9 protein-coding genes and 3 tRNA genes are annotated in these 12654 nt (G+C 72.0%); 5 read left to right on the top strand and 7 right to left on the bottom strand.

Translation table 11 applies throughout. From position 1 onward, the window contains the following. Positions 1-111 precede the first annotated feature (111 nt). The 3 genes from QMF80_RS24180 to QMF80_RS24170 all read right to left on the bottom strand — a co-directional run bounded on the left by QMF80_RS24180 (position 112) and on the right by QMF80_RS24170 (position 518). Positions 112-185 (bottom strand) — tRNA-Ile (locus QMF80_RS24180). A 182-nt stretch (positions 186-367) separates the two neighbouring features. Continuing rightward, positions 368-440, bottom strand: a tRNA-Asn gene (locus QMF80_RS24175). Between the two features lie 5 nt (positions 441-445). Then, positions 446-518, bottom strand: a tRNA-Asn gene (locus QMF80_RS24170). Positions 519-672: 154 nt separating this feature from the next. Here QMF80_RS24170 and QMF80_RS24165 point away from each other — a divergent pair. From QMF80_RS24165 to QMF80_RS24150, 4 genes are all read left to right on the top strand, one after another. Beyond that, entirely contained in the window at positions 673-972 is a 300-nt protein-coding gene (locus tag QMF80_RS24165) for a YtxH domain-containing protein (RefSeq protein ID WP_283456641.1), read from the top strand. Positions 973-1020: 48 nt separating this feature from the next. After that, entirely contained in the window at positions 1021-2493 is a 1473-nt protein-coding gene (locus QMF80_RS24160) for an FGGY family carbohydrate kinase (protein WP_283456639.1), read from the top strand. A 195-nt stretch (positions 2494-2688) separates the two neighbouring features. Beyond that, the gene (locus QMF80_RS24155; protein WP_283456637.1) at positions 2689-4422 is read left to right on the top strand and encodes an ABC transporter ATP-binding protein; all 1734 of its coding nucleotides are present in this window, start codon (positions 2689-2691) and stop codon (positions 4420-4422) included. After that, on the top strand, positions 4419-6350 hold the full coding sequence (locus QMF80_RS24150) for an ABC transporter ATP-binding protein (protein WP_283456635.1): 1932 nt from the start codon (positions 4419-4421) through the stop codon (positions 6348-6350). The genes QMF80_RS24155 and QMF80_RS24150 overlap by 4 nt, the downstream gene beginning before the upstream one ends. 167 nt (positions 6351-6517) lie before the next feature. Here the strand turns inward: QMF80_RS24150 and QMF80_RS24145 are convergent, their stop codons facing one another. From QMF80_RS24145 to QMF80_RS24130, 4 genes are all read right to left on the bottom strand, one after another. Beyond that, positions 6518-7627: an RNA polymerase sigma factor gene (locus QMF80_RS24145; protein WP_283456743.1), complete on the bottom strand. Its 1110-nt coding sequence runs from the start codon at positions 7625-7627 to the stop codon at positions 6518-6520. Positions 7628-7793: 166 nt separating this feature from the next. Continuing rightward, positions 7794-9923 carry a molybdopterin oxidoreductase family protein gene (locus tag QMF80_RS24140; RefSeq protein WP_283456633.1) on the bottom strand — a complete coding sequence of 710 codons (2130 nt, stop codon included), beginning with the start codon at positions 9921-9923 and terminating at the stop codon, positions 7794-7796. A gap of 80 nt (positions 9924-10003) precedes the next feature. Further along, on the bottom strand, positions 10004-10816 hold the full coding sequence (locus QMF80_RS24135; RefSeq protein ID WP_283456631.1) for a glucose 1-dehydrogenase: 813 nt from the start codon (positions 10814-10816) through the stop codon (positions 10004-10006). Between the two features lie 15 nt (positions 10817-10831). After that, entirely contained in the window at positions 10832-11500 is a 669-nt protein-coding gene (locus QMF80_RS24130; protein WP_283456629.1) for a SanA/YdcF family protein, read from the bottom strand. Between the two features lie 371 nt (positions 11501-11871). On the opposite strand from QMF80_RS24130, the gene QMF80_RS24125 reads away from it, so the two are divergent. Continuing rightward, the gene (locus QMF80_RS24125; RefSeq protein ID WP_283456627.1) at positions 11872-12648 is read left to right on the top strand and encodes a sirohydrochlorin chelatase; all 777 of its coding nucleotides are present in this window, start codon (positions 11872-11874) and stop codon (positions 12646-12648) included. The last annotated feature ends 6 nt before the right edge of the window (positions 12649-12654 follow it).

The raw sequence follows: 12654 nt of genomic DNA, 5'->3' as shown, positions 1-12654 counted from the left end.
CGCCCGGTCGGCGGGGTGCGGGGCGGCCGACGGCCGGATGCGAGGGGGCGGATATCCCTGGGAAAACGCCAAAGCCGCAGGTGAGATCGTTTCTTCACCTGCGGCTCGCAGTGGGGCGGGTGGGACTCGAACCCACGGCCGACGGATTATGAGTCCGCTGCTCTAACCGGCTGAGCTACCGCCCCTCACGGCGCGTCGCGCACATGTGTACGCGCTGTCTGCCGCAGCATAGCCGCTCATACGATCTCCTGCCTCGGATGCTTCGCATGATCGGCTTCGCCTGCCCCGGGAGACCGTGACGAGGGCTGCCCGGTTCCCGAGCGGGACAAAAAAGAAAGAGGACCCACTGGGTCCTCTTTCTTCACCGCTCCCCCGACTGGACTCGAACCAGTAACCTGCCGATTAACAGTCGGCTGCTCTGCCAATTGAGCTACAGGGGATCGCGCTCCCCCGACTGGACTCGAACCAGTAACCTGCCGATTAACAGTCGGCTGCTCTGCCAATTGAGCTACAGGGGATTGCTGCGTGCGCCAAACAGCCGACCACCGGTGGTGCCGGAGGGCGCTCGTTCGTTGCGAGACATAGATTAGCGCAAGCAGGGGGGTGCTCCGCCAATCGGTATCGAGAGTCGGCCGGGCGGCCCGGGCACCAACACTACGAAGGGCGGCAGACATGCGGTACAAGGTCACGTTCGTCGTGGGACTGGCCCTCGGGTACGTCCTGGGAACCCACGCCGGACGGGAGCGCTACGAGCAGCTGAAGAAGTCCGCTCGGCAGCTGGCCCAGAACCCCGCCGTGCGCAACGCGGCCGAGACGGCGGGCCAGAGCGGGCGCCAGTTCGCGGGCAAGGCCTTCGCCGCGGTGAGTGACAAGGTCGGGGACGCGGCGCCCGACACCCTCGTCGGGCGGGTGCGCGGGCTGCGCCGCCGGGGCGGCGGCGCGGACGACGACTGGGGCACCAGCAACACCTGAGCCCACGCGGCGGACGAGCCCGCGCGCCAGTGCGGCAGAATTCACCCCATGGGGATAGTCGCCGGGCTGGACAGCTCTTCCGCCTTCACACGCATCGTCGTCTGCGACACGGACACGGGCGCCGTGCTGCGCCAGGGGTACGCACCCCATCCACAGCACGGAGGCGGGGAACCCGACGGCGCGAACCCCCACGAGACCGACCCCCAGGCATGGCTGCTCTCCCTCGGCGAGGCCGCGGGCGGCGGGCTGCTCGAAGGGGTCCAGGCCATCGGGGTCTCCGCGCAGCAGCACGGGCTGCTCGCGCTGGACAACCAGGGGGCGCTGGTGCGCCCCGCCCTGGTCGGCAACGACCGGCGCGGCCAGGTCGCGGCCGCCGACCTCATCGACGCCCTCGGCGTCGAGGGGCACGGCGGGCGGCGGGCCTGGGCCGAAGCCGTCGGTTCCGTTCCGCAGGCCTCGCGGCCGATCACCAAACTGGCGTGGCTGGCGCGCAACGAGCCCGAGGCGGCCCGGCGCGTGGCCGTGCTGATGTCCCCGCACGACTGGCTGGTCTGGCAGTTGCTGGGCCGTCCGGCCCGGCGCACCACCGACCGCGGTGGCGCTTCCGGCACCGGCTGGTGGTCGGCGGCCAGCGGTTCCTACCGTCCCGATCTGGTCGAGCTGGCCCTGGGGCACCGGGCGATGCTGCCCGAGGTGCTCGGTCCGGCCGACGCCGCGGGCACCACCCCGGAGGGGCTGCTGATCTCCGCCGGTACCGGGGAGACCATGGCCGCGGCCCTCGGCCTCGGGCTCGGTCCCGGTGACGCGGTGGTCTCGCTGGGCGCGTCCGGTTCCGTGATGGCCGTGCACCGCGAGGCCCTGTCGGAGCCGAACGGCCTGATCACCTCGCTGGCCGACGCCGCCGGGATGCACCTGCCGGTGGTGAACACCTCCAACGCGGTACGGGCCCTGCGCGGCACCGCCGAGTTGCTGGGCACCGATCTGGAGGGCCTGTCCGACCTGGCCCTGAAGTCGACGCCGGGTGCGCACGGGCTGGTCCTGCTGCCGTACCTGGAGGGCGAGCGGACCCCGAACCTGCCGCAGGCCGCCGGGACCCTGTCGGGGCTGCGGCGAGACTCGATGAAGCCGGAGCACCTGGCGCGGGCCTCCTTCGAGGGGATGCTGTGCGGGCTGGTGGACGCCCTGGACGTGCTGCGCAGCCGGGGCGTGGAGATCCGGCGGGTCTTCCTGCTGGGCGCGGCGGCCGAACTGCCCGCGGTGCAGGCGGCCGCGCCGGGACTGTTCGGCACGCAGGTCGTCGTACCGCAGCCCGCGGACTACGCGGCGCTGGGCGCGGCGCGTCAGGCTGCGTGGGCGCTGGGCGTGGCGCAGGGCACGCTGGCCGCGCACACCCCGCCGGTGTGGCCCGCCCCGGCGGCGCAGGTCTTCGAGCCGGGTGAGGACCTCGCGGTCTGGCAGTCGGTACGCCAGCAGTACACCGCGACGCGGGAGCAGATCCACCCGGGGGCCTTCCAGGTCTGAGGCGGGTCCGGAGTTCCGGGTCTGAGGCGGGTCCGGCGTTCCGGGTCCGAGGCGGGTCCGGGCCGGTCAGGGCCTGGGGCTCCGCCGGGGCGCGTACGCCTTTTGAACCGGCTTTGCGAAAAACAGTGGGGATCACACCCCCGGTTGGCCGAAGATGGGGTGAACCCCCTCGATCTTGCCGACCGGAGCCTGCGCGTGCTCATACGACTTCTGCGGACCCATCTGGGTCCGTACCGGAAACCCATCGCTCTGCTGGTGCTGCTGCAACTGCTGCAGACCAGCGCGAGCCTGTACCTGCCCACGCTCAACGCCGACATCATCGACAACGGTGTCGTCAACGGCGACACGGGCTACATCCTGTCCTTCGGCGCACTCATGCTCGGCGTGTCACTGGTACAGCTGGTGTGCAACGTCGGCGCCGTCTACTTCGGCGCCCGGACCGCGGCCTCGGTCGGCCGGGACATCCGCGCCGCCGTCTTCGACCGGGTGCAGAGCTTCTCCGCCCGCGAGCTGGGCCACTTCGGCGCGCCGTCGCTGATCACCCGTACGACCAATGACGTCCAGCAGATCCAGATGCTGGTGCTGATGTCCTTCACCCTGATGGTGTCGGCACCGATCATGTGCGTCGGCGGCATCGCGATGGCCCTGTCCCTCGACGTGAAGCTGTCGGGCGTACTGGCCGCGGTGGTGCCGGTGCTCGGCATCGCGGTCGGCACGATCGTCTGGCGGACGCGGCCGCTGTTCCGCACCATGCAGACGCGGCTGGACACGGTGAACCGGGTGCTGCGCGAGCAGATCACCGGCAACCGGGTGATCCGCGCCTTCGTCCGCGACGAGTACGAGAAGGGCCGCTTCCGGGAGGCCAACACCGGTCTGACCTCGGTGTCCCTGGCGTCCGGCAAGCTGTTGGCACTGATGTTCCCGACGGTGATACTCGTCGTGAACATCTCCAGCGTCGCCGTGATCTGGTTCGGTGCGATGCGCATCGACAGCGGTGGCATGGAGATCGGTCAGCTGACCGCCTTCCTCGCGTACCTGATGCAGATCGTCATGTCCGTGATGATGGCCACCTTCATGTTCATGATGGTGCCGCGCGCCGAGGTGTGCGCGGAGCGCGTCCAGGAGGTCCTGGACACCGAGACCAGCGTGGTTCCGCCCGCGAACCCGGTGCGCGAGCTGGCCCGGCACGGGCAGCTGGAGCTGCGCGGGGCGGACTTCCGCTACCCGGGTGCCGAGGCGTCCGTGCTGCGCGGGGTGGACCTGGTGGCACGGCCCGGTGAGACGACCGCGGTGATCGGGTCGACGGGCAGCGGGAAGTCGACGCTGCTGGGGCTCGTACCGCGGTTGTTCGACGCGACGGGCGGCGAGGTGCTGGTCGACGGCGAGGACGTACGGCGCCTCGACCCGGCGCTGCTGGCCAGGACGGTCGGCATGGTGCCGCAGAAGCCGTACCTCTTCTCCGGAACCGTGGCCTCCAACTTGCGCTACGGACGCCCCGACGCGACCGACGAGGAGCTGTGGCAGGCCCTTGAGGTGGCCCAGGCCAAGGGCTTCGTGTCCGAACTGGAGGGCGGCCTGGAGGCCCCCATCACCCAGGGCGGAACGAACGTCTCCGGTGGGCAGCGCCAGCGGCTGGCGATCGCCCGCACACTGGTGCAGCGGCCCGAGATCTACCTCTTCGACGACTCGTTCTCCGCGCTCGACTACGCGACGGACGCGGCGCTGCGCGCGGCGCTCGCCCGCGAGACCGGGGACGCGACGGTGGTCATCGTCGCCCAGCGGGTGTCCACGATCCGCGACGCGGACCGGATCATCGTGCTGGACGAGGGCCAGGTGGTGGGCGAGGGGCGCCACCACGAACTGATGGCCGGCAATGAGACCTACCGGGAGATCGTGCTCTCCCAGCTGACGGAGGCGGAGGCCGCATGAGCGGGCCCGGTGGACGGATGATGATGGGACCGCCGACGACGCGGTCCATGGATTTCAAGAATTCCGGAAAGCGGCTGCTGGGACAGCTGACGCAGGACCGGAAGACGCTCTGGGGCATGATCGTCGCGATCGTCGGCAGCGTCGCCTTCTCGGTGGTCGGCCCGAAGATCCTCGGCAAGGCCACCGACCTGGTGTTCGCCGGGATCGTCGGCAGGCAGATGCCTGCCGGGGCCACCAAGGCGCAGGCCCTGGAGGCACTGCGCGCCAAGGGCGAGGACGGCATGGCCGACATGCTGTCCGGGACCGACTTCACCCCGGGACAGGGCATCGACTTCGGCGCCGTCGGGGTGGTCGCGCTGTGGGCGCTGGGCACCTTCGTCGCGGCCGGGCTGCTGATGCTGGTCGCGACCCGGCTGGCGAACCACGTGATGAACGGCACCCTGTACCGGATGCGCGAGGAGCTGCAGGACAAGCTCTCGCGGCTGCCGCTGTCGTACTTCGACCAGCAGAAGCGCGGCGAGGTGCTGAGCCGGGCGACCAACGACATCGACAACATCGGACAGACGCTCCAGCAGACGATGGGGCAGCTGCTGAACTCGCTGCTCACGATCGTCGGCGTGCTGGCGATGATGTTCTGGATCTCCCCGCTGCTGGCGCTGGTCGCGCTGGTGACCGTCCCGATGGCGATCTTCATCGCCGCGAAGATCGGCAAGAAGTCGCAGCCGCAGTTCGTGGCGCAGTGGAAGGTCACCGGCACGCTCAACGCGCACATCGAGGAGATGTACTCGGGGCACACGCTGGTGAAGGTCTTCGGGCGTCAGCAGGAGTCCGCGGCGACGTTCGCCGAGCAGAACGAGGCGCTGTACCGGGCCTCGTTCAAGGCGCAGTTCGTCAGCGGGATCATGCAGCCGGTGATGTTCTTCGTCTCGAACATCAACTACGTGCTGGTCGCGGTCGTCGGCGGCCTCCGGGTCGCCTCGGGCACCCTGTCGATCGGTGACGTGCAGGCCTTCATCCAGTACTCGCGCCAGTTCTCGATGCCGCTGACGCAGCTGGCGTCGATGGCGAACCTGGTGCAGTCGGGCGTGGCCTCGGCGGAGCGGGTGTACGAGCTGCTCGACGCGGAGGAGCAGGAAGCCGACTCGGCGGTCCAGGAGCTTCCGGAGCAGGTGCTCGGCGCCGTCTCGCTGGAGAAGGTCTCCTTCCGCTACGAGCCGGACAAGCCCCTGATCGAGAACCTGTCGCTGTCCGTCGAGCCGGGCCACACGGTCGCGATCGTCGGCCCGACGGGCGCGGGCAAGACCACGCTGGTCAACCTGCTGATGCGGTTCTACGAGGTCACGGGCGGCCGGATCGCCCTGGACGGGGTGGACATCGCGAAGATGACCCGCGCGCAGCTGCGTTCCGGCATCGGCATGGTGCTCCAGGACACCTGGCTGTTCGGCGGCACGATCGCGGAGAACATCGCCTACGGCGCCTCCTCGGCCCGCGCGGTGACGCGCGAGGAGATCGAGGAGGCGGCGCGCGCCGCGCACGCGGACCGGTTCATCCGCACCCTGCCGGACGGGTACGACACCGTGCTCGACGACGAGGGCGCGGGGGTCAGCGCGGGCGAGAAGCAGCTGATCACGATCGCCCGGGCGTTCCTGTCGGATCCGGTGATCCTGGTGCTGGACGAGGCGACCAGCTCGGTCGACACCCGTACCGAGGTGCTGATCCAGAAGGCGATGGCGCGGCTGGCGGCGGGGCGGACGTCCTTCGTGATCGCGCACCGGCTGTCCACGATCCGTGACGCGGACGTCATCCTGGTGATGGAGAACGGGTCGATCGTGGAACAGGGCACGCACGAGGAGCTGCTGGCGGCGGAGGGTGCGTACGCGCGCCTGTACGCGGCGCAGTTCGCGCAGGCGGTCGCCGAGGTCGACTGACCCGGCCCGTCATGAGCGGTGGGGGCGTCCGGCGGTTTTCCCGTCGGACGCCCCCTTCGTCTTCTCGTGCGGGCCGGGTCGGATCGGGGCCGGTCAGGTCGGCCGGCCAGGTCGGGGCCGACCAGATCAGGGCGCGTCCGGTCCGGTTCGGTCCTGGCCCGGCCTTCTCAGTCGAGGTAGCCGCGGAGCTGGTCGGCGAAGGCGTGGTCGCGCAGTTTGCTGAGGGTCTTGGACTCGATCTGGCGGATCCGCTCGCGGGTCACACCGAAGATCCGCCCGATCTCCTCCAGGGTCCGGGGGCGGCCGTCGGCGAGCCCGTAGCGCAGCTGGACCACCTTCCGCTCGCGCTCGCCGAGGGTGGAGAGTACGGCTTCCAGGTGTTCGCGCAGCAGGAAGAACGCGGCGGACTCGACCGGCGAGGCGGCGTCCCCGTCCTCGATCAGGTCCCCGAGCGCCACGTCGTCCTCTTCGCCCACGGGCGCGTGCAGCGAGACCGGCTCCTGAGCGAGCCGCAGCACCTCCAGGACCCGCTCGGGCGTCAGCTCCAGGTGGACGGCGACCTCTTCGGCCGTGGGCTCGTACCCGCGCTCCTGCAGCATGCGGCGCTGCACGCGGATGACCCGGTTGATCAGCTCCACCACATGGACGGGCACGCGGATGGTGCGGGCCTGGTCGGCCAGCGCGCGGGACATGGCCTGCCGGATCCACCAGGTGGCATAGGTGGAGAACTTGTACCCGCGGGCGTAGTCGAATTTCTCAACGGCCCGGATCAGCCCGAGGTTCCCCTCCTGCACGAGGTCGAGCATGGTGAGCCCGCGCCCGACGTACCGCTTCGCGACGGAGACGACGAGCCGCAGGTTGGCCTCGATCAGGCGGCGCTTGGCCATCCGGCCCATGACGACCAGTTTGTCGAGGTCAAGGACGAGTCGGGTGTCCAGGCCGGTGGCCGTAGCCAGCTTCTCCTCGGCGAAGAGGCCCGCCTCGACGGCTCGCGCGAGTTCGACCTCCTCCGCCGCGGTGAGCAGTTGGATCCTGCCTATCTCGCGCAGGTACTGCCGGAACAGATCGGCGGACGGACTGCCTCCGGCGTTGCTCTCGCTCCGCCTGCGTGGTGCGGGCACCTGTTTCACCAGCTCCAGTGCCTCGGGTTCTTCGTCCACGGCCTCGACCTCGGGCTCGGGCTCTTCCGCGGCCGCCGCGGCTCCTGTGGGCGCCGCTCCGGCCACGGCGGGTTCGGTCACGGACAGGGTCTGGGTCTGCACGGGGGCGACCTCCAGGGCTCCGAGGACTCAGGCACCGCCACTCAGTGTGGGGCACGACACATCCCTGCCACGAGGGGCGTGCGAGCACTTTCTGAGTCCGCTGCGTGACCGGATGGTTACCCCTTGGCGAGAACCGCGATGCGGCTCGGACACAAGTCCGAGGGCGGGTGCCGAACGACGGTCACCCGGCCGCGGCCGCGGGCAGCGGCTCGACCCGGACCGCGCAGACCTTGAACTCCGGCATCCGGGACACGGGGTCCAGGGCCGGGTTGGTGAGCGTGTTGGCGCGGCCCTCCCCCGGCCAGTGGAAGGGCATGAACACCGTGTCCGCGCGGATGGAGTCGGTGATCCGGGCCGGAACCACCACCCGGCCGCGGCGCGAGACCACGGCCAGCGGCTGCCCCTCGACGGCGCCGACCCGGGCCGCGAGGCGGGGGTGCAGTTCGACGAAGGGGCCGGGGGCGGCCGCGTTCAGCTCGTCCACCCGGCGGGTCTGGGCGCCCGACTGGTACTGGGCCACGACCCGTCCCGTGGTGAGCAGCACGGGGTACTCCGCGTCGGGTACCTCGGCGGCCTCCCGGTGCGAGACGGCGACGAACCGGGCCCGGCCGTCGTCGGTGGCGAACCGCTCCAGGAACAGTCGCGGCGTCCCGGGGTGCGGTTCGGCTTCCTCCGGCCCGGCCGGGCAGGGCCAGAAGACGCCCTGCTCCGCTTCGATGCGGGCGTAGGTGATGCCCGAGTAGTCCGCGGGGCCGCCCGCGGAGGCGCGGCGGAGTTCACCGAAGACCTCCTCGGGGGCGGTGGGGAACCCTTTCTCCACGCCCAGCCGGCCCGCCAGGCCGTGCAGGACGTCCAGGTCGCCGCGGACTCCGGGGGGCGGGGTGAGGGCCTGGCGGCGCAGCAGTACGCGGCCCTCCAGGCTGGTGGTCGTGCCGGTCTCCTCAGCCCACTGGGTGACCGGCAGGACCACGTCCGCGAGCGCCGCCGTCTCGGAGAGGACCACGTCCGCGACGGCCAGGAAGTCCAGCGAGCGGATCCGCTCCTCGATGTGCGCGGCGCGGGGGGCCGAGACCACCGGGTTCGAGCCCATGAGGAGCAGGGCCCGGATGTCGGTGCCGAGCGCGTCGAGGAGTTCGTACGCGCTGCGCCCGGGGCCGGGCAGGCTGTCCGGGTCCACCCCCCAGACCCCGGCGACGTGCGCGCGGGCCGCCGGGTCGGTGAGCTTGCGGTAGCCGGGGAGCTGGTCGGCCTTCTGGCCGTGTTCGCGGCCGCCCTGCCCGTTGCCCTGCCCGGTGAGACAGCCGTAGCCGGAGTACGGGCGGCCCGCGCGGCCGGTCGCCAGGCACAGGTTGATCCACGCGCCGACGGTGTCGGTGCCCTTGGACTGCTGCTCGGGCCCGCGCGCGGTGAGCACCATCGCGGTCTCCGGCTCGCAGAACATCCGGACCGTCTCGCGGAGTCTGGGCACCGGTACGCCGGTGAGCCGCTCCACCAGCTCGGGCCAGTGCGCCATGGCGGCGGCCCGCGCCTCGGGCCAGCCGGTGGTGCGCTCGGCGATGAACTCCTCGTCGGTGCGCCCCTCGGCGACCACCAGGTGGAGCAGGCCGAGGGCGAGCGCGAGGTCGGTGCCGGGGCGCGGGGCGAGGTGGAGGTCGGCCTGTTCGGCGGTGCGGGTGCGGCGCGGATCGATGACGATCAGGGTGCCGCCGTTCTCCTTGAGTTCGGTGAGGTAGCGCAGGGCGGGGGGCATGGTCTCGGCGAGGTTGGAGCCGACGAGGATCACGCAGCCGGTGCGCGGGATGTCGGCCAGGGGGAAGGGCAGGCCCCGGTCCAGGCCAAAGGCCCGCTGGTGGGCGGCGGCGGCCGAGGACATGCAGAAGCGGCCGTTGTAGTCGATCTGCGAGGTCCGCAGGACGACCCGGGCGAACTTGCCGAGCGTGTACGCCTTCTCGTTGGTGAGTCCGCCGCCGCCGAACACCCCGACCGCGTCCGGGCCGTGCTCGCGGCCCGCGCGGGCCAGGCCCCCGGCGACCGCGTCGAGGGCCGCCTCCCAGGTCGCGGGCTCCAGCTGTCCGCCCGGGCCGCGCACGAGCGGTTCGGTCAGGCGCACCCGGGAGGAGAGCACGGCGGGAGCGGTGCGGCCCTTGCCGCACAGCGCGCCCCGGTTGACCGGGAAGTCCCCGCACTCCTCCACCGTCACCGTCGGGCCCGCGCCCCCCGTTCCCGGCTCGGGCCGCAGCATCATTGCGCACTGCAGGGCGCAGTACGGGCAGTGGGTGGCGATGGCGGAGGCGGGATCCCGAGGGTGCATGCTCCCCACCCTGCGGCCGGGCTGTTACGCCGCCCGCCGCGCCCCGTTACGCGCCCGGTACGACGGCCTCAGCGTCGCGGTCACCGGCCGGTGAGGTGGCGGACGGTGAGCCCGGCCGTCCAGCCGCCGTCCACGGCCAGCTCGGCCCCGGTCATGTAGCCCGCGGCGTCGGAGAGCAGGAAGGAGACGGCCGCGGCTATCTCCTCGGGGGCACCGACGCGGCCCATCGGGGCGCCGGGGTAGTTGCCCTCGCCCGCCTCGATGCCGACGGGGGCGGTCATCGGGGTCAGTGTCATGCCCGGGTGCACCGAATTGACCCGGATCTTCGCCTCGGCCAGTTCGACGGCGCCGATCTTCGACAGGCCCCGCACGCCCCACTTGGAGGCCCCGTACCCGGCGGTGAGCGCGAGGCCGGTCAGTCCGGCGGCCGAGGAGATGTTCACGATGGAGCCGCCGCCTCCGGCGCGCAGCAGCGGGATCGCGGTCTTCATGCCGATGAAGACACCGACCAGGTTGATCTCGACGACCTGCCGGAAGCGCTCGACGCTCTCGTGCTCCAGGAACTGGCCGGTGGATATGCCCGCGTTGTTGACCAGCCCGTCGATCCGGCCGAACTCCGCGACCGTGTGGTCGAGGGCCGCCCGCCAGTCGCTCTCGCTGGTCACGTCGTGCCGGACGAAGCGCGCCGCGTCGCCGAGCTTCGCGGCGGTCTCCGCGCCCTCCGCCTCCAGCACGTCGGTGATCAGCACCCTGCCACCGCCGTCCACCACGGCCTGGGCCGCGGCGGCGCCGAGCCCCCGGGCTCCGCCGGTGATGACGACGACCTTGCCGCTCAGATCAACAACAGCCACGGTTTCACACCTCTTACAGAAAGGGATATGACTATTCGGCATACATGCCGAGCGGCGTCAGTCTGCCAGAGCCCCCAGGGCCCGCGACACCCCTTCCTCCTTCGGCCCGAGGAAGTGCGGCCGGGGCTGGAAGACCGCGTCCAGCGCCGCCTTGCCCGAGGCGAACACCTCGCGGACCCCGCCGTAGTACCAGGTCGCGTCATGCGCCTGGTCCACCCCCACCCCGTACGACTCGATGCCCGCCGACTCGCACAGCGCCACCGCCCTGCGTATGTGGAAGCCCTGACTGACCAGCACCGCCCGCTTGACCCCGAAGATCTCCCGGGCCCGCACACAGGAGTCCCAGGTGTCGAAACCCGCGAAATCGCTGACGATCCGGCCGTCCGGCACCCCGTGCCGCACGAGGTACGCGCGCATCGCGTCCGGCTCGTCATACTCCTCGCGGCTGTTGTCCCCCGTCACCAGCACGACCTTGACCCGGCCCGCCCGGTACAGCGCGGCGGCCGCGTCCAGCCGGTTCGCCAGATACGGGGTCGGCTGCCCGTCCCACAGCCCCGCCCCGAACACCACGGCCACCTGCGCGGCGGGCGCGTCGGCCGTCGTCCGCAGCCGGTCCGCGGCCGACGCGTGCGTCCACGCCGCGGGCAGCAGCGCCAGCGCGCACCCGAGCATGACCGCCTGGACCGTCCTGCGCCTCGTCCGCACCGATCCCCATCCGAACCTCATGACCGCTCCCCCCGTACGCTTTTTCAGGTCGTTCGCACGGATTGACGAACCGGCCCGGGCCCGCAGTTCCACCCGCCCCACCTTTCACTCGTACGAATGAGCGGGTGAGCAGCCGGAAAACGCCCGTCACGCCCGCGCAACGACCCGGCAACCTGGACCCGCCAGGATCGGTCCATGACGGAGCCCGCGCACCCTCCCGAACCGTTCCCGCCGCCCCACCCGTTCCCGCGGCCCACGTCGTTCCCCCTGCCCTTCCCCCTCCCGCTTCCCCCCGACGGCACCGCGGACCTGCTGACCCGGATCACGGCCCAGCTCGGCACCCAGCTCCGCGGCCTGCGCCCGCCGGGGGCCCGGCCCCACGGAGCCCCCGCATGCAGCCCACCCTCGTCGCCGTGGCCCACGGCAGCCGCGACCCCCGCGCCCTCCACGCCGTCTCGGCCCTCCTCGAACGCGTCCGTGAACTCCGCCCCCGCCTCCAGGTCCGGCTCGGTCACATAGAACTGGCCGAACCCCTCCTGGACGACACCCTCGCCGCGCTCGGCGGCCCCGGCGAAGCCGTGCTCGTGCCGCTGCTCCTCGGCCGCGGCCACCACGTCAAGCACGACCTGCCCGCGGCCGCTGCCCGCGCCCCCCACCTGCGCGTGCGCGTCGCCGCCCCTCTCGCCCCGCACCCCCTGCTCGTCGAGGCCCTGCGCGACCGCCTCCTCGAAGCGGGCTGGACCCCGGGCACCGCCGCCGTGCTGGCCGCCGCCGGGTCCCGCGACCCCGACTCGGCCGCCGACACCCGCCGCACCGCCGCGCTGCTCTCCGAACGCCTCGGCGGGGTCCCCGTCGTCCCCGCCTACGCCTCCGCCGCCGCGCCGACCGTGCCCGAGGCGCTGCGCGCCCTCACCGCCCGCGGCCACCACCGGATCGCCGTGGCCTCGTACTTCACCGCGCCGGGCCACTTCTCCGGCCGCTGCGCCGAGGCCGCTCCCGGCCCGGCCGCCGATCCGCTCGGCGCCCACCCGGCACTGGCGCGCCTGGTCCTGCACCGCTACGACGCGGCCCTGGCCGCCCCCCTCGGACCCACCGGCCACCGGGAACTGGCCACCGCCCGAGCGGCCGGGTTCGTTCGTATTGCTCGGATTGTCGGTGTCTCCGGTTAACGTCTG

This window comes from Streptomyces sp. G-G2 (assembly GCF_030063135.1).
In the GTDB taxonomy this organism is placed as follows: domain Bacteria; phylum Actinomycetota; class Actinomycetes; order Streptomycetales; family Streptomycetaceae; genus Streptomyces.
The sequence above is the reverse complement of the archived record's forward strand: the minus strand, read 5'-3'. Positions and strand labels throughout refer to the sequence as shown.